We start from the raw sequence: 16,479 nt of genomic DNA on the forward strand, positions 1-16,479 counted from the left end.
TTTATGCCTCTAATTAATGTCGATAAAGCCCATCTCAATTACGGATTACAAGTATTACTGGATGGGGTGGACTTTGTTATTGAAAAAGGCCAGCGATGGTGTCTGATCGGGCGTAATGGCGCCGGAAAATCAAGTTTCTTAAAAACCTTGAGCGGCGATGTTGTCCTCGATGGAGGCACCATTAACCTAGATCGCGGCGTTCGTGTCGCGCGATTGTCGCAAGATTTACCCGATGCCGATGGGCGTACGGTTTTTGAAGTGGTGGCGGCAGGAGTGCCCAAGGTGGGCGAATTACTGCGTCGATATTACCACCTGCTTGAGCAGCCTGCCGAGACCCAAGGCAGCGAGCAGTGGGTAGAGCAGTTGTCCCAGGTACAAGCTGAGCTTGAAGCGCGCGATGGTTGGAGCTTGCAACAACGTGTGGAGTTGGTGATGTCGCGCCTGAGTCTAATCGGTAGTGTCCCTATGGCGTCTCTGTCGGGGGGATGGCGCCGTCGGGTGGCACTTGCTCAAGCTCTGGTGTTGGAGCCCGATGTGCTCTTGCTGGATGAGCCCACCAACCACCTGGATATTGGCGCTATTGAGTGGCTCGAAACGGAATTAAAAAACTTTACTGGCGCTATTGTCTTTATTACCCACGATCGGGCGCTGCTGCAATCGGTTGCCACTCATATTGCCGAGCTGGACCGGGGCCAACTGAGCACCTGGACTGGCGATTACCACAGCTTTCTGGAATACCGTGAACGAGCACTGGCCGAAGAGTCCCGCCACAACGCTCTATTCGATAAAAAGCTCGCCCAGGAAGAAGTCTGGATTCGCCAGGGTATTAAGGCGCGCCGTACCCGTAACGAAGGGCGGGTGCGCGCGCTTAAAGCAATGCGAGATGAGCACAAAGCCCGACGAGAGCGCCAGGGCACCGCGAAAATGAATCTGGCAGAAGGCGGTTTGTCGGGCAAGTTGGTGGCAGAGCTGAAAGACGTCAGTTTTGCCTATGGCGATAAGCCCATTGTGCGCGGGTTAACCACACAGATTATTCGCGGTGATCGGATAGGTTTAGTGGGCCCCAATGGCGCCGGTAAAAGTACCTTATTAAAGCTTATTTTAGGCCATCTGTCCCCGGACACCGGCTCGGTCAAGCTCGGCACTAATTTGACGGTGGCTTACTTTGACCAATTGCGCGATCAGCTCGATCTTGATAAAAGCGCCGTCGATAATGTGTCTGAGGGCCGCGATCACATCGAAATCGGCGGCAAATCAAAACACGTTATTTCCTATTTGAGTGATTTCTTGTTCTCTGGGGAGCGAGCCAGAACCCCTGTGCGAGCACTGTCTGGGGGCGAACGCAATCGAGTTTTGCTGGCCAAGCTGTTCAGCAAATCGGCCAACATTTTAGTGCTCGATGAACCCACCAACGACCTCGATGTAGAAACTCTTGAGCTTCTCGAAGAGGTGCTGGGGCAGTTTAGCGGCACTGTGTTATTGGTGAGCCACGACCGGGCCTTTTTGAATAATTTGGTCAGCAGTGTGATCGCCTTTGAAGGGCAGGGACGGGTGCTGGAGTATGTAGGCGGCTACGATGACTGGATTCGTCAGGGCGGGCATTGGGCCGATGAAGTCTTAGAACAAGGTGAGCCGGCCCCAGTTCAGCCCGAAAGTAGCGCCTCTGAGGTGAAACCTACCAAAACGGATAAAAAGAAACTCTCGTATAAGCTGCAGCGTGAGTTCGATAACTTGCCAGGCAAAATTGAAACTTTAGAAGAGCAATTGGATGCCCAGCAGGCGCTCGCCAGCGATCCCGACTTTTACGCCGGTGACCCTCAGGCGGTGGAAGACCACCTGCAAAAACTGGCCGATATTCAGCAGCAGCTTGAAACCTGCTTTGAGCGTTGGGCAGAGCTGGAAGATATGGGCGGCTAGCGTAATTGGTGGCACCACAGGCCAGTGTGGTGCTTATTGATCGTGTTATTCGGGCATTGTGGGTGATACCCGTATTGCCAGTACGTCGCGGTTGGCGCCGTGCAAGACGCTGTTGGAGGTTGAGCCCAGTAGTAAGGCGAAACCTTTGCGGCCATGGCTGCCCACGGCGATTAAATCGGCTCCTAGCTGCTGGGCTAGATTGTGTAGCTCGGTGGCGGGTTGCCCCACCAGAATGTGTTGTTGCTCGATCTTGCAGTCGACCTGCTTCACCAGCCGTATAAGTTCTTGCTCGGCTTTCAATTGCAGCTGATCTTGAATTTCGGACAAATCGACGGGCATATCACCGCCATAGGCAAAGGTTAACGGCTCAATCACATGGGCAACAGAGACATCGGCCCCACAACACTGGGCTAAGGCAACGGCCTTTTGCAGAATATCGGGGCACTCTCCGGTAAGATCCAAGCCAACGAGTATATGTTTGTAGGAATCCATAAATCCTCCCTGCCATTGTTTCTCTTTAATAATGGTTGATAAAGCACAACTTTGCCAGAGTAAAGCAATCTTATTTATGCGGTTAGGAGCAGAGACTTAATGAATATAGTGGTAGTGATCATTCTCGTGCTGGTGGCGGCTATGGTTATCGGTCCGGTGGCGATGTTGCGGCCCAGCCCGGGACAAAAAAGGCGCGATAATCTGCGCGCCAGGGCCCGGCAAAACGGTCTGTCCGTCAATTTACGCCTCCCCCCGCGCGCCTCAACTGACCTTGAGGCGCCGAGCCATACCCCCGTTTACTCTTTAATTAGCAAGGGCCACTGCAACTGGTTTTTATTGCGTACCCGCTACGCCCATCAGGCACATCTCAACGACTGGTGGCAGTTTGTCGCGAACAAGCCTAGCACGGCAGTGGAAACCTTTCTCGTGCAGAATTTGGATCGTTTGCCTAAAGGCGTGATCGGCGTGGGCAGTCAGGGCAGTGAGCTTGTGGTGTTTTGGCGCGAAATCGGTGAGCTGGAAGCGGTCGATACCATTGGCGAGTTTTTACAGCAATTGGCCGAGTGTCAGTTTTCATCCACAAGCTCGCTAACTTCCCCGTAGCCGTCGGCAGACTCTGGAAAGAGGTCATGCTCGACAGTGGCCTTGGGGTGCTGCATAACGGCGCTTAACTGGCGCACCATTTCTAGTCTTCTTGGGTCGGGGTTACTTGAACCCTGCAGTAAATCCTGTGCCTTCTGAAAATAACTTAGAGCGGCGGTAATTTGGGTGTTGTCCCGGGCACTGTAGCCCGCGGCAATAATAGAAAGTACGCTGACCATCAGTCTGGCCCAGTCGATTTGCGCTACAAGTAGCCGGGCCTGTTCAGGGCTGAGTTTTTCAGCCGCTAACTGGCTGTGAATGATGCGTGCCCCGTGACCCAGTGAGAGTTGCAAGGTGGCAATCTCAGTGTCACTGCTGCACAGACGACGGAGGCTGGGCCTAAGAGCGCCTGCCGCCAGTTGCTGCTGGCGCTTGTGTGCCAACTCCATCCGGGCCTGGATAGGCGCCGGATTAAACGGCTCAAGCTGTATTAAGCGCTCTAATATCGCGCTGATTTCTTGGTTAATGTGTTGGGCGACATCTGTGGTTTCTAAGGTGCGCAAGACAGTCGTAAGCGCATCCTCCGCACTTTCTAATGCTTGGTAAAGTCTCTGTTGGTGTCTGAGTCGATGCTTGAGCGTCTGCTGTCGGACATTGACAGCATTCACTGCCACTAATGCGGCAAAAATGATGACGATAAGCGCAAAAATTGTGGCTGCAGACATAACGCTGGCTCTAAATTTTATCTGCGTCAGCTTAATGCCCTTCCTGTATCTTCTTGGGAGGCTTGGCCTGAATGCTGTAAAATTCAATAAAAACAAAAGGATAGGTTTGGTCAAGGGCAGGTTAATAAAGTGCTTCCGAGCACACCCCTGTGGCACATAATTTAGCAAGAAAAGGCAAAAAAAGGAAAGTAAATATGCACGCCGCGCTTGACCGAGGCGCAGAGAGGACTTATATATGCCCCATCTATGGCGACGGTTTAAGTGTGTGGCGCGGCCAATGCTACATCACGTTAGCCTGCAAATTTCTGATTTATTGACAAGGATATACAAGCGCATATGGGTAAATCTCTGGTAATTGTGGAGTCTCCGGCCAAAGCGAAGACCATCAATAAATATCTCGGCCGAGACTACATTGTAAAATCCAGTGTCGGTCATATTCGTGACTTGCCGACCAGTGGTAGCGGCAAGAAAGTTGATCCTAAAGAGCGTGCTAAGCAAGCGGCTAAAACCCGTAAAATGTCGCCCGATGCAAAAGCCAAATACAAAGCGGAAAAAGCCCATACTCAATTGATCAACCGAATGGGTATCGATCCTGAGCATAACTGGGATGCGAATTATCAGATTCTTCCCGGCAAAGAGAAGGTCGTCAGCGAGCTGCAGCAATTGGCTGAAAAAGCCGACACCATTTATCTCGCAACGGATTTGGACCGCGAAGGGGAGGCCATCGCCTGGCATTTACGCGAGGCAATAGGCGGCGATGAAAGCCGCTATCGCCGTGTTGTTTTTAATGAGATTACCAAAACGGCCATTCAAAATGCCTTTGAAGAGCCGGGCCCCATTGATCAAGATCGGGTTAACGCTCAGCAAGCGCGCCGTTTTCTTGATCGCGTGGTCGGCTATATGGTATCGCCACTGCTGTGGGAAAAAGTCGCTCGCGGCCTGTCTGCCGGACGAGTGCAATCGGTAGCCGCTAAACTTGTGGTTGAGCGCGAGCGCGAAATTCGCGCCTTTATTCCCGAAGAATACTGGAATATTTTTGCCGATTTAACGGCCAAAGCCGGTGACAATATCCGCTTTGAAGTTAAAAAACACGAAGGTAAAAACTTCCGCCCCAATAACGAATCCGATGCAATGGCGGCGGTAACGGCGCTAAAAGACTCCTCTTATGAGGTCACTGGCCGGGAAGATAAGCCGACCCAGTCCAAGCCTTCGGCGCCGTTTATTACCTCTACCTTGCAGCAAGCCGCCAGCACGCGTTTAAGCTTCGGGGTAAAGAAAACTATGATGCTGGCCCAGCGCTTGTACGAAGCCGGTTATATCACTTATATGCGTACCGACTCGACCAATCTGAGTAAAGAGGCGGTAGAGGCTTGTCGGGAATATATCGGTGAAGAGTACGGGGCAAAATATTTACCCAAGGCCCCCAATTCGTATTCCAGTAAAGAGGGTGCGCAAGAGGCGCACGAGGCTATTCGCCCCTCAAGTGTTACCGTCTCGCCCACTCAATTGAGCGGCATGGAGCGCGATGCCGAGCGCCTTTACGCTTTAATTTGGGCTCAATTTGTCGCTTGTCAGATGAGCCCAGCTGAGTACACCAGTACCAACATTACTATCACCGCAGGCAACTTTGAGTTGCGTACTCGCGGTCGGGTCATTCGTTTTGATGGCTATACCAAGGTGCTGCCAGCGGTCAGTAAAAAAGACGAAGATGTGGTTTTACCCGAGGTAAAAATTGGCGATGTTTTGCCGCTTAAGAAAATCGACCCGTCACAACATTTTACCAAACCACCGGCCAGATTCAGTGAGGCGAGTTTGGTTAAAGAACTGGAAAAACGCGGTATCGGTCGCCCGTCGACCTACGCCTCGATTATTTCCACCATCCAGGATCGTGGCTATGTCCGGTTGGAAAATCGACGCTTTTACGCTGAAAAAATGGGCGATATTGTTACTGAGCGCCTCAGTGAAAGCTTTCAGGATTTAATGGATTACGGTTTTACTGCCAGTATGGAAGAGTCGCTCGATGTGGTGGCCGAGGGCGGCAGAAACTGGCGTGAATTGCTCGATGAGTTCTACGCCGGCTTTATTAAAAAGCTGCAGCAAGCTCAGAGTCAAGAAGAGGGCAGCATGCGGGCCAATAGCCCGACCGAAACCGACATTGAGTGTGATAAGTGCGGGCGCCATATGCAAATTCGCACCGGCTCAACCGGGGTGTTTTTGGGTTGCTCGGGCTATGCTTTGCCGCCCAAAGAGCGCTGTAAAAACACCATGAACCTTGTCTCGGGTGATGAGGCGGTGGATGTGGAGGCCGACGAAGACGCCGAATCGCGTCAGTTGCGCTCCAAGCGTCGTTGTAAACTGTGCAACACGGCCATGGACAACTACTTGCTCGATGAAAAACGCAAGCTACACATCTGCGGCAACAACCCAGACTGCCCGGGTTATGAGGTTGAACTAGGCACCTTTAAGCTGAAAGGTTACGAAGGGCCCACGCTCGAATGCGACAAATGTGGCAGCGAAATGCAGCTCAAAACCGGTCGCTTCGGTAAGTATTTTGGCTGTACCAATGAGGACTGTAAAAACACTCGCAAGCTGCTAAAAAGTGGTGAGGCGGCTCCGCCCAAGATGGACCCGGTGCCCATGCCCGAGTTGCAGTGCTTAAAAGTAGATGACACCTACGTATTGCGCGATGGTGCATCGGGCTTATTTTTGGCTGCCAGTGGCTTCCCGAAAAATCGTGAGACCAGAGCACCTTTGGTGGCGGAACTGTTGCCACACAAAAAAGAAATTGATCCCAAATATACATTTTTGTTCTCTGCGCCTACCGCCGACCCCGATGGTATCCCCACTGTGGTGCGCTTTAGCCGTAAAACCAAAGAGCAATACGTACAATCGGAAACAGACGGCAAGGCCACCGGCTGGAAAGCCTTTTACCAGGGGGGGAAGTGGCAGCCGAATAAATAACGGCTGCCCACTCTAAACACGATGCAGGGCTTATTATAATGGCAGCTTCGTTAACGGCACAGGTCAATCAGCGATTGGCCTGTGCTCGCATGTTGCACACTGATTTGGCCAGTGCCCGATCGCCGGTACACAAACGGGCGCTGCTCGATGCCTGTCTTTTTCATTTACTGTGTGGTTATCAGTTTTATATCAAAGAGCTGGCGAGCTATTACGGAGTGAAATACGTACAAGGCTTAAAGAGTGAAACCGACGCAGCCCAAGCGCTCAGCCAACTCGATAAGCACCCAGCGGAAATACAAGAGCTGTGTAATTTAGCTGAGCTACCAAACTCTTGGCTCAGCCAGTTGCGCGGGCTCTATGATGATGTCTGGGCCATGCCTGGCAAGGTTTCTGCGATAGATGCTAATGCGATAGCGGTGACCAACCTCGACGCTCAGAGATTGCCTGAGTTGGATGATGAGCTAATTGCTCAATTTTGCCGCCAGTTTCAAGAGTTGGTGAATCGCCATCGCGAAACCAGCGTGGAATGCTAAGCCTTGGGTTGCAGTTCTATTTCTATAACCACTAGCCCGGTCTTTAGTTTATTACCTACTCCCCCAAAGCCAGAAAAAGTGCTATCCAGCGGTGATTTGGCAGGGGTTCGAGCGGCACATTTATTGATCAGTCCAGTTCTGGTATAATCACTCTCTTATCCGTTTAATTTATGAAAGCTCGGTATTTCTGGGCGGAGTCTCTATGTCAGCGTCTTTGTTTGAAATTGTGGAATTGGCCAATGGCGATGTTGTACTGCAGCGTGCCGACGAAGAGGGCGAGCCTTTATTGTCTATCCGTTTTTCCACAGAATCTCTGACGCTTATGCGCGATGGTAAATTTGATATCGCCAAAGCAATGATTGAAGCGGGTATGGAGGCGGCTAATGATCTGCCGGAAGATGATGAGTCAGCCTTTGAGGCCGCCACTACAGAGACAGAGTCCGCGCTTTACGATAAGCGCACCCTGCATTAACCCCAACGCTTACCGAGCGGCGCCGTAACGTTATTATTAGCCTGTCCCGAGCCTTTATGGCCGACGCTGTGATCAAAATTGATAGATAAGCATCCAGCGCTCAAAGTAAGGCTATTTAGCCGCACAACACCCAGATGCACCTAGGCGTTTCTCTAGGCTTATCTCTCGCGCAATAACAATCCGTGACAATGACCTTGATTGGCCGCTTGTTCGAGCTGTGCCAGTGCCTGACGGCCCAATTTTCCTGGGCTGGCAATCACCGTATGACTGTTACCTAGGGCGAGAGCATCCCAGCTGACCCACAATTGCTTTTCATCGTCTTTACAGTGCACCAGGCGCAGTCGTGTGGTGTCGACGTCGTAGCGCTGTAACAGCTCATGGGGGATGGTTTCGCGGGTAATCCAGGTTAGCCAGCGCCCGTCGCTTTGGTGGCTAAGGTGAGCAATCATGGGCATGACCATGGCCCAAGATTGCGCCGCGCCATGGGTAAGCACCAGCTCAGTTAGGGTGGCCTGTTCCTGCTGTTGGCTGTGGTTAAGTTGTAGATTAGTCACGGCGCAACACTCCTACACTGAGGCCTTCAATGGCGAAGTCTTGATCGCGCAAATCCACACGAATTACATCAAAGTCGGGGTTTTCCGGCCAGAGTTCAATCAGGGCGCGATTACCTTCGCGTTTAAAGCGCTTGACCGTCACCTCTTCCTCGATGCGTGCAACGACAATTTGGCCGTTGTGCACCTGGTCGGTACGGTGAACTGCGAGTAGGTCGCCATCTAAAATACCGGCATCGCGCATACTCATGCCGCGCACATTGAGGAAAAAATCGGCCCGTGGGCTAAAAAAATCGGCCGGCATTTTACAGTAATCTTCAATATGCTCTTCCGCCAAAATAGGGTTGCCGGCGGCCACTTGGCCGATTATAGGCAGACCTTCCTGTGTTTCAGGAATGCGAATACCGCGCGAAGCACCGGGTATAAGTTCAATAGCGCCTTTGCGGGCCAGTGCTTTAATGTGCTCTTCGGCTGCATTGGCCGACTTGTAACCGAGCATACGGGCAATCTCTGCCCGCGTGGGCGGGTAGCCTGTCTCCTCAGAGTAACTTTTAATCAGTTCAAACACTTGCTGTTGGCGTGCGGTCAGGTTTTGCATAAGCATCCCTATTTACTCAGTGGCTGGTGATTGGCCTATTAAAAAATAAACGGCTCACTAGCCCGGCGGTTGTTTTACTGTTTGGTTATACAGTATCTGTAATTATATACAGTTAATGTGCGGGTGCAAGAGTTTTTCGATACACCAAACAGTAGTAGATCTAAGTGACTGAAATTTATAAAGTTAATGGAGTTGAGTGGGATTGGCTGCAGTTTATAGGCAGCGTTGATATACTGCGTCCCCTGTATCCGTAGGTCAGAAAGGTGAGAAAAAATGGATCAAGTGCAAACTTGGGTGGAGCAGCTGATTGCCAATGAAAAGCTGTGGATGGTGCAAGTGTTTTTGTTGGTGTTTGTCACTTTGCTGTTGGCAGCTTTTGTACGCCGACTGTTAAAGGTCGTCGTAAAGCATGCCCACAAGTCAAAAAACCGGTGGGACGACACCATTGTCGAAGCTGCTATGGCCCCGCTGCGCTGGCTGATTTGGCTGGTGGGGTTGTCTTGGGCGGCAGAAATTGCCCACGATGTAACCGAAGAGTCAGTATTGCAGTACGCCGATTCAATCTTGCGAGTGGGTGTCATTGTTTTGCTGAGCTGGTTTTTAGTGCGGCTTGTGAAATACGGTGAGAAAAATTTTCTTATCCCTGAATCGGGTAAAACGGCAGATCCTACCACGGTGATGGCGGTGGGAAAGTTGCTGCGTATCGCCATTGTTATTACCTCTGGGTTGGTCTTACTGCAATCAATGGGGTACAGCATCTCAGGTGTGTTAGCGTTTGGCGGGGTAGGTGGTATTGCTGTTGGTTTCGCGGCCAAAGACCTATTGGCTAACTTCTTTGGCGGTTTGATGATTTATTTGGATCGCCCCTTTAAAGTTGGCGATTGGGTTCGCTCGCCCGATCAAGAAATAGAAGGTACGGTTGAAGAGATAGGCTTGCGCCTGACTCGCATACGCACCTTTGATAAGCGTCCACTGTACGTTCCCAATCAAACGTTTACTCAAATATCGGTGGAAAACCCCTCGCGTATGTTCAACCGGCGGATCTATGAAACCATTGGTGTGCGCTACGAAGATGCCGAAAAAGTGCCTGCTATTGTCGAAAAAGTTCGCGCTATGCTGGAGCAGCACGAGGAAATTGACAACAATCAGACCCTGATCGTCAACTTTAATGCCTTTGCGGATTCGTCACTGAATTTCTTTGTGTATACCTTTACTAAGACGGTGAACTGGGTGCGTTATCACGAAGTTAAGCAGGATGTATTGCTAAAAATCCTGAAAATCGTGGCTGAGCATGAGGCTGAATGTGCCTTCCCAACACGCACTTTGCATTTGCCAGATGGCGTCAGCGTAAATAGTGGTAATGGAGAGTGAGTGTAACTTGCCTGTACACACTTGCGGATATAGACGCGGCGCTTGCCGGTGTGGCTGCCGCTATTGATCGCGATTTCAGTGACTGTGCCGAGCCTATTGTCGTGCTGGTTATTATGAAAGGCGCACTGGTGACGGCGGGGGCCTTGCTGCCCAAGCTGACGTTGCCAATCGAGGTGGATTATGTCCACGCGACCCGCTATCAGGGCAATGAACCCGCCTCTGAACTTACCTGGTTGCATCGCCCTCAGGTAAATTTAGCCGGGCGTAGGGTTTTGCTGGTAGATGATATCTTAGATCAAGGGATTACTTTGGCTGAGGTGCGTGAATATTGTATAAATCAGGGGGCAGATAAGGTGAAAAGCATGGTGCTGGCCCGCAAAGTGTTGGCTGAGCCCGCTGTGATTAATGCCGACTATGAGGCACTCACTGTACCCGATCAGTATGTGTTTGGTTTTGGTATGGATGACAGGGAATTGTCGCGTAACTTGCCCGGAATCTATGTAAAGAGCACCTCTTAGCTATGAAAACAGGCTGAATGGTGGACAATTTGCACACAATAAAGTAAAAAAGAGTAAGGATTGGCTAAATGAAGCCAGTGCGCAGTGGTGTGGGACCACTTGCAGTATTTGCAGTATTTATGAATAAAAATAATGAGGTTAGCAGTATGTCTGAGCGCTTATCCGGAACGGTAAAGTGGTTTAATAATGCCCGTGGTTACGGATTTATTACCCGTGGTGAAGAAAGCGAAGATGTGTTTGTGCACTATCGAAGTATTCGCGGTGAGGGATACCGGTCTTTAGCGGAAGGGCAAAACGTAGAATTCGCGGTACAAAAAGGCGACAAAGGCCTACAGGCGGACGACGTAGTACAGCTGTAAAGACAACTGTAAACACAGCTATAAAAGCACAGCTAATACGTACAATTTTAAGCTTTGATAGAGTACATCAAACAAAGCACTCAGATGTTAGCCGGCGATTTTAATTATCGCCGGCTGGCTTATTATTGATCTTCCTTATTCTTACGCGGCCGCCTTCTGTGGTGCCCTTTATTGTTGTACCGCACCTTCCTGTTGAGCCGCGCTTTCTGGCTCTGTTGCCTCCTCTTCGGGGGGCAATTCATAGGGCAGAATTTTGATCAATAAACCGAGACGGGGATGGTCAAGGTAGTGAAGCTCGGTACTGCGCATACGGCGGCGTTGATCCAGCGTGTAGATTCGGCGCGGTATATAGGGGGCATCGAGAAAGTCGTTGAGCAGGGTGTCCAGCTCGCTGGATTGGCTCGACTCGCCACTCATATTGTTTGCGCTAAACATAGTGTTATCTTGTCCAAAGCCTGACTGCGAGTGACGTAAATCCATGGCCGAGAGTGTGGCCTCAGAGGTAAATGCCTTGTGCAGTCGTTTTTCAGGGCTTTCCGGCAGAGATGGCCATTGGCGATGGCTCTGGCCTGTGTTGATCTGAAATTCGGTAAACCACAAGTCCGTGTGTATATGTAGGTAACGCGCAACGTTAATGTTGAGGCTGCCTTCTAATTCGCGGTGCTCACCATAACTTTCACCACCTTCAATAATGATCCACGGCGCCTGCGCCTTGCCTGTGACAAATTGACGCCAGGCCTCGTGAAATAAAACACGGTAACCCGGTTGAGCATTAATGCGGCGCTCCAGAGCATTGAGCTTGCGTGTGTCCTGCGGTAGGCGGTAGCGCTCACTGCGCGCCAAATCCACGGGTTCTACTGCATCAAGTCTGGCTTGTTGCTCGTCTTGTGTTTGCCCCTGAGAGGTGTTGGTGTCTGCCGTTGGTAGATTCGTATCGTCGTTGTAATCCGTTGGCCGCTGTTCTTGAGGCGCTTGCTGAGCTTGTTCCAGCCGCTGTCGATAGTCGGCCTCAGGGTCTTTTAGCGCTTCCCAGTTGAGTGGGTAGTCCAGTGTGATGTCTTCAGGCCAGCGCTCATCACTGCTTAAAGGACGGGCAAAAACGATGACTTCGACTTCATACCAGCCTTCGTGCGGGGAGCTTTGCGCTAGGCCGGCATTGCTGCAAAACAATAGTAAAGCGGATGAGACGGTACTCAGTAGCGGGGTAAAGATTGATTTCATGGGTAATTGCTTCCGTTGTCTGGTCGACAGTCTAGCGCTTATGGTTCGCTAAACGCTAGGGCCTGTTCACACTAATTGAGTACGACCTGTTGCGACTAAAAATTCACCAATCAAGGCGCGAGGAGAGATGTCTGGTTACTCCAAATGAAAGACGAGAAACGCAGAGTGGTGGTTTTTTAGCCACAACCCGAAGGGCTGGGGCCAGTTTTTCCTCTAGCGTTGTTGCCTCTCGTTTATTGGGAGTAACCAACTGTACTCACGGCGCCTAGCTGGAAGCAAAACTGGCTTCCAGCAGGTGGATTCTAGCAGCCTGTTAGAGTGAGCAGGCCCTAATTCGACTGTAAGGTTTCCAGTAAATCTGTGATGCACTGCAGCCGCTCTTCAGGTTCCTCCATCGGAATTTTAAAGCTTAAGCCGCTGGCCCCGGCCAGAGAAAATACCTTTGGCTGCGCTTGCACCAGCTGCACAATTTTTAACGGGTCTACCTGTATGTCGGCACCAAACGCAATTTTGCCGCCCGAGGCAGAGGCCTCCAGTTTAGTGACCCCCATGGCCTCCGCCATCAGTTTAAGCTCGGTAACGCGCATTAAGTTCTTGGCCGGCTCAGGCAGTAGGCCAAAGCGGTCAATCATTTCAACTTGTAGCTCGCGCAAAGCCTCGCGGTTTTCGGCTCCGGCGATACGTTTATACAGCACCAAGCGGGTGTGTACATCCGGTAAATAATCATCCGGTATCAGCGCCGGAATACGCAGGTTTACATCAGTGTTGTCGGCTAAAGGGTGTTCAATATTAGGTTCTTTGCCAGCGCGCATGGCTTTAACCGCGCGGTCGAGCATATCCATATACATGGAAAAGCCCACAGTTTGAATTTGTCCGGATTGTTCGTCACCTAACAGTTCACCGGCGCCACGGATTTCCATATCGTGGGTGGCGAGGGTAAAGCCCGCGCCCAGATCTTGCGCCGCAGCAATGGCTTCTAGTCGTTTTACTGAGTCGGCGGTCATGGCGCGCTTTTCCGGTGTCAGTAGGTAGGCGTAAGCCTGGTGGTGGGAGCGACCCACGCGGCCGCGCAATTGGTGTAATTGGGCCAAACCAAATTTATCGGCGCGGTGAATAATGATGGTGTTGGCGCTCGGAATATCGATGCCAGTCTCAATAATGGTGGAGCACACCATGACATTGAAGCGCTTGTGGTAAAAGTCGGACATCACTTTTTCCAGCTCGCGTTCGCGCATTTGGCCGTGGCCTATGCCGATGCGCGCCTCGGGCACCAGCTCTTGCAGCGCTCGCGCTGTGCGCTCGATACTTTTCACCTCGTTGTGCAGGTAATACACCTGGCCGCCGCGCAAAATTTCGCGCAGTATCGCCTCCTTAATAACGGCGTCTTCATGTTGGCGTACAAAGGTTTTGACCGATAAGCGCCGCGCCGGGGGCGTGGCAATGATGGACAAATCGCGGATGCCTGCCATCGACATGTTCAGTGTGCGCGGAATAGGCGTGGCCGTCATGGCCAGCATATCGATCTCGGCGCGCAGCTTCTTTAATTGCTCCTTTTGACGGACACCAAAGCGGTGCTCTTCGTCGATAATCAACAGGCCCAAATCTTTGTATTTAATGTCTGGCTGAATAAGTTTGTGGGTGCCGACCACAATATCAACCTTACCTTCGGCCAGGCGCTTCTTAACCGCTTCAACGTCTTTGTTGGTGCGAAAGCGCGACATAACCTCAATGCTAAATGGCCAGCTGGCAAAGCGGTCTTTGAGGCTTTCATAGTGCTGCTGTGCGAGCAGGGTGGTGGGGGCAAGAATGGCCACCTGCTTGCCCGCGTGGGCGGCGACAAACGCCGCGCGCATGGCCACCTCTGTTTTGCCGAAGCCGACATCGCCGCACACCAGTCGGTCCATCGGCTGAGGGGCGAGCATATCGCGCACGACATTATCGATGGCCACCTGCTGGTCCGGTGTCTCTTCAAAGGGGAAGCCTGCTGAAAAGGTTAAATAATCGGCCTTGGGGTCGGTAAAGGCGTGGCCTTTGCGCGCCGCACGTCGCGCGTAAATATCCAGCAGCTCGGCGGCGGTATCGCGTACCTGCTCGGCGGCTTTGCGTTTGGCGCGGCTCCACTGCTCTGAGCCCAGTCGATGCAGTGGGGCGACGTTCTCATCGGCTCCGCTGTAGCGGCTAATTAAATGTAAACTGGTAACGGGCACGTAGAGTTTGGCCTCGTCGGCGTACTCCAACATTAAGAATTCGTTGGTCTCATTCTCAATCGTGATGGTCTCTAGGCCGCGATAGCGACCTACGCCGTGGTCGATGTGTACCACCGGCGCGCCCACTTGCAACTCGGTAAGGTTTTTGACCACATTGTCGGCATTGTCTTGGCTTTGTTTGCGGCGCCGTGTTTGTTGCACTCGCTCGCCAAATAACTGGCTTTCGGCAATTAGTGCGATGGCGGGGTCTTCAATGTAGAGACCTTGATCAATGTCGCCCACGGTAATGGCGAGCTTGTCGCTGCCATCGATAAACGCTTGCCAGTTTGGAACTTCTTTTGGTTGCAGGCGACTGCGCCCCAGTAATTCGAGCAGGGTTTCACGCCGGCCAGCGGATTCGGCGCAAAACAAAACGCGGCCAGAGAATTCCATTAAAAAGGCTTCTAGCGCGGTTAACGGGTTCTCGCTTTGGGCGTTAACCGGCAGTGAGGGCGGCTCCGAGCAGGCGAAGTTGTCGCGACCCGCGCCGCTCTCGATAGCGTGGCTGCTCAAGTCGGTACGGCTGATTGCTTTGAGTGAGCCAAACAATTGTTCGTCGCGCAGGTAGATTTCTTCCGGAGCCAAGAGTGGCCGGGTATTGTCTACACGACGCGATTCAAAGCGGGCTGACAGCTCGGTCCAAAAGTGTTTTACGGCCGCATTAATGTCGCCGGTGGTATAGGCGACAGTGTTATTTGGCAAATAATCAAATAAGGTGCTGGTGTGATCGAAAAACAGCGGTAGATAGTATTCGATACCAGGGGGGGCAATACCGTCGCTGATATCGCGGTAAATTGAGCAGGCGGTGGGGTCAACGTCAAAGCGTTGGTGCCAGCGCTGCTTAAACGCACTAACCCCCTGTTTGTCGAGTGGGTACTCCCGCGCCGGCAGCAGCTCGATCTGCTCGATTTTATCTTCTGTGAGTTGGGTGTCGGGGTCGAAAGTACGCAGGCTGTCAATTTCATCGTCAAACAGGTCGATGCGCAGCGGCCATTCGCTGCCCATGGGGTAGAGGTCAATCAGAGAGCCGCGCACCGTGTACTCGCCATGCTCGTAAACGGTATCCACCGATCGGTAGCCCGCTTTGGTCAGGTTGGTGCGCAGGGTGTCCACATTCAACTGGTCGCCGACTTTAAGGTCAAGGCTTCCGGCCAGCAAATAGTCTGTGGGCATTAATCGCTGCATCAAGCTGGTGACTGGCACCACAAGAATGCCCTGTTTTACGCCGGGCAGCTTAAACAGGGTGCGCAAGCGCTCTGAAATAATGTCCTGGTGTGGGGAGATACTGTCGTAGGGCAGTGTCTCCCAGTCGGCCAGGTGCAGTATGTCGAGCTCGGGGCCGCTAAAGAAAGATAATTCGGATTCCAACCGCTGGGCGCTGGCAGTGTCGCTGGTAATGACTAAACTTAACCCTTGGTGCTCGCCTGCGGCGCGGGCCAAAGCGAGGGCAGAGGCGCTGCCGTGCAGCTTGCCCCACTGGCGTCTGTCGCCGGCTTTGGTAGAGATTTTCGGGTGCTGGGGGTTTAGTTCAGTCATAGTCGTGGATAGTTGCAGAAATCAGGCGCGATTGTACCTGTTTTTGCTTCAACCTGTAGTCGGTGGTGCAATCCTTGGCCAATTTCGCCGGCCGACAAGATTTTGCTGAGTAAATTTGTGCCTATATGCTGGCCTTTGTCGGCGTCGATCTTTATAATTGCCGCGATTTTTAAGCTGGTGGGGCAAGTTGCGCCCGAATTTCGCCACTCGTATTGGTGAGTTGGGTAAATGCCTGAGAAATAGCAAATTGATCCTCTGGACGGCATTATTAATGCTGCCAGATTAGTCTTGCCAGATACCGATAAAGCTTCAATGCAATAGAAGCCGCTGGTACAACACCAGCACAGCACACTGCGGCTCCATTGAGTCGTGCTACATATTAATCCAACGAGTGATT

General features: G+C 51.9%; 14 protein-coding genes. 8 read left to right on the forward strand and 6 right to left on the reverse strand.

Annotated elements, in window-relative coordinates:
• The first annotated feature begins 3 nt into the window (after nt 1–3).
• Nucleotides 4–1,917, forward strand: a complete 1,914-nt coding sequence (locus Q4563_RS08575; protein ID WP_303604264.1) for an ATP-binding cassette domain-containing protein — start codon at nt 4–6, stop codon at nt 1,915–1,917.
• A gap of 45 nt (nt 1,918–1,962) precedes the next feature.
• Here the strand turns inward: Q4563_RS08575 and Q4563_RS08580 are convergent, their stop codons facing one another.
• Nucleotides 1,963–2,409, reverse strand: coding sequence for a universal stress protein (locus Q4563_RS08580; protein ID WP_215975533.1), 447 nt, complete (start codon nt 2,407–2,409; stop codon nt 1,963–1,965).
• A 99-nt stretch (nt 2,410–2,508) separates the two neighbouring features.
• Here Q4563_RS08580 and Q4563_RS08585 point away from each other — a divergent pair, with 99 nt between their 5' ends.
• The gene (locus Q4563_RS08585) at nt 2,509–3,012 is read left to right on the forward strand and encodes a hypothetical protein (RefSeq protein ID WP_303604265.1); all 504 of its coding nucleotides are present in this window, start codon (nt 2,509–2,511) and stop codon (nt 3,010–3,012) included.
• Here the strand turns inward: Q4563_RS08585 and Q4563_RS08590 are convergent.
• Entirely contained in the window at nt 2,976–3,716 is a 741-nt protein-coding gene (locus Q4563_RS08590) for a hypothetical protein (protein ID WP_303604266.1), read from the reverse strand. The two genes, Q4563_RS08585 and Q4563_RS08590, sit on opposite strands and share 37 nt — an antisense overlap.
• A gap of 336 nt (nt 3,717–4,052) precedes the next feature.
• Here Q4563_RS08590 and topA point away from each other — a divergent pair, with 336 nt between their 5' ends.
• The 3 genes from topA to Q4563_RS08605 all read left to right on the forward strand — a co-directional run bounded on the left by topA (nt 4,053) and on the right by Q4563_RS08605 (nt 7,682).
• Nucleotides 4,053–6,677, forward strand: a complete 2,625-nt coding sequence (topA, locus tag Q4563_RS08595; protein WP_303604267.1) for a type I DNA topoisomerase — start codon at nt 4,053–4,055, stop codon at nt 6,675–6,677.
• Nucleotides 6,678–6,715: 38 nt separating this feature from the next.
• Nucleotides 6,716–7,210, forward strand: a complete 495-nt coding sequence (locus Q4563_RS08600) for a DUF6586 family protein (RefSeq protein WP_303604268.1) — start codon at nt 6,716–6,718, stop codon at nt 7,208–7,210.
• Nucleotides 7,211–7,412: 202 nt separating this feature from the next.
• Nucleotides 7,413–7,682 carry a hypothetical protein gene (locus Q4563_RS08605; RefSeq protein ID WP_215975538.1) on the forward strand — a complete coding sequence of 90 codons (270 nt, stop codon included), beginning with the start codon at nt 7,413–7,415 and terminating at the stop codon, nt 7,680–7,682.
• 158 nt (nt 7,683–7,840) lie between these two features.
• Here Q4563_RS08605 and Q4563_RS08610 read toward each other — a convergent pair whose 3' ends face one another.
• Together Q4563_RS08610 and lexA are read right to left on the reverse strand one after the other, a co-directional pair.
• Complete coding sequence (locus Q4563_RS08610; RefSeq protein ID WP_215975539.1) at nt 7,841–8,236, reverse strand: cell division inhibitor SulA; 396 nt, start codon at nt 8,234–8,236, stop codon at nt 7,841–7,843.
• The gene (gene lexA / locus Q4563_RS08615) at nt 8,229–8,831 is read right to left on the reverse strand and encodes a transcriptional repressor LexA (RefSeq protein WP_215975540.1); all 603 of its coding nucleotides are present in this window, start codon (nt 8,829–8,831) and stop codon (nt 8,229–8,231) included. Before lexA ends, Q4563_RS08610 begins: the two co-directional genes overlap by 8 nt.
• Nucleotides 8,832–9,104: 273 nt before the next feature.
• On the opposite strand from lexA, the gene Q4563_RS08620 reads away from it, so the two are divergent.
• The 3 genes from Q4563_RS08620 to Q4563_RS08630 all read left to right on the forward strand — a co-directional run bounded on the left by Q4563_RS08620 (nt 9,105) and on the right by Q4563_RS08630 (nt 11,079).
• Nucleotides 9,105–10,202, forward strand: coding sequence for a mechanosensitive ion channel family protein (locus Q4563_RS08620; protein WP_215975541.1), 1,098 nt, complete (start codon nt 9,105–9,107; stop codon nt 10,200–10,202).
• On the forward strand, nt 10,199–10,720 hold the full coding sequence (locus tag Q4563_RS08625; protein WP_303604269.1) for a hypoxanthine-guanine phosphoribosyltransferase: 522 nt from the start codon (nt 10,199–10,201) through the stop codon (nt 10,718–10,720). Before Q4563_RS08620 ends, Q4563_RS08625 begins: the two co-directional genes overlap by 4 nt.
• A 146-nt stretch (nt 10,721–10,866) precedes the next feature.
• The gene (locus Q4563_RS08630) at nt 10,867–11,079 is read left to right on the forward strand and encodes a cold-shock protein (RefSeq protein WP_215975580.1); all 213 of its coding nucleotides are present in this window, start codon (nt 10,867–10,869) and stop codon (nt 11,077–11,079) included.
• A 168-nt stretch (nt 11,080–11,247) separates the two neighbouring features.
• Here the strand turns inward: Q4563_RS08630 and Q4563_RS08635 are convergent, their stop codons facing one another.
• Together Q4563_RS08635 and mfd are read right to left on the reverse strand one after the other, a co-directional pair.
• Nucleotides 11,248–12,300, reverse strand: a complete 1,053-nt coding sequence (locus tag Q4563_RS08635; protein WP_303604270.1) for a CsiV family protein — start codon at nt 12,298–12,300, stop codon at nt 11,248–11,250.
• Between the two features lie 329 nt (nt 12,301–12,629).
• Nucleotides 12,630–16,082, reverse strand: a complete 3,453-nt coding sequence (gene mfd, locus Q4563_RS08640) for a transcription-repair coupling factor (protein ID WP_303604271.1) — start codon at nt 16,080–16,082, stop codon at nt 12,630–12,632.
• Nucleotides 16,083–16,479: the final 397 nt, after the last annotated feature.

The organism is Gilvimarinus sp. 1_MG-2023, from assembly GCF_030548285.1.

Bases quoted from the DNA above. Each gene is read 5' to 3' on its own strand.
- Q4563_RS08580 (WP_215975533.1), bottom strand. From the start codon at position 2,409: ATGGATTCCTACAAACATATACTCGTTGGCTTGGATCTTACCGGAGAG.
- Q4563_RS08605 (WP_215975538.1), top strand. From the start codon at position 7,413: ATGTCAGCGTCTTTGTTTGAAATTGTGGAATTGGCCAATGGCGATGTT.
- Q4563_RS08620 (WP_215975541.1), top strand. From the start codon at position 9,105: ATGGATCAAGTGCAAACTTGGGTGGAGCAGCTGATTGCCAATGAAAAG.
- Q4563_RS08635 (WP_303604270.1), bottom strand. From the start codon at position 12,300: ATGAAATCAATCTTTACCCCGCTACTGAGTACCGTCTCATCCGCTTTA.
- mfd (WP_303604271.1), bottom strand. From the start codon at position 16,082: ATGACTGAACTAAACCCCCAGCACCCGAAAATCTCTACCAAAGCCGGC.
- Q4563_RS08590 (WP_303604266.1), bottom strand. From the start codon at position 3,716: ATGTCTGCAGCCACAATTTTTGCGCTTATCGTCATCATTTTTGCCGCA.
- Q4563_RS08600 (WP_303604268.1), top strand. From the start codon at position 6,716: ATGGCAGCTTCGTTAACGGCACAGGTCAATCAGCGATTGGCCTGTGCT.
- lexA (WP_215975540.1), bottom strand. From the start codon at position 8,831: ATGCAAAACCTGACCGCACGCCAACAGCAAGTGTTTGAACTGATTAAA.
- Q4563_RS08575 (WP_303604264.1), top strand. From the start codon at position 4: ATGCCTCTAATTAATGTCGATAAAGCCCATCTCAATTACGGATTACAA.
- topA (WP_303604267.1), top strand. From the start codon at position 4,053: ATGGGTAAATCTCTGGTAATTGTGGAGTCTCCGGCCAAAGCGAAGACC.
- Q4563_RS08630 (WP_215975580.1), top strand. From the start codon at position 10,867: ATGTCTGAGCGCTTATCCGGAACGGTAAAGTGGTTTAATAATGCCCGT.
- Q4563_RS08585 (WP_303604265.1), top strand. From the start codon at position 2,509: ATGAATATAGTGGTAGTGATCATTCTCGTGCTGGTGGCGGCTATGGTT.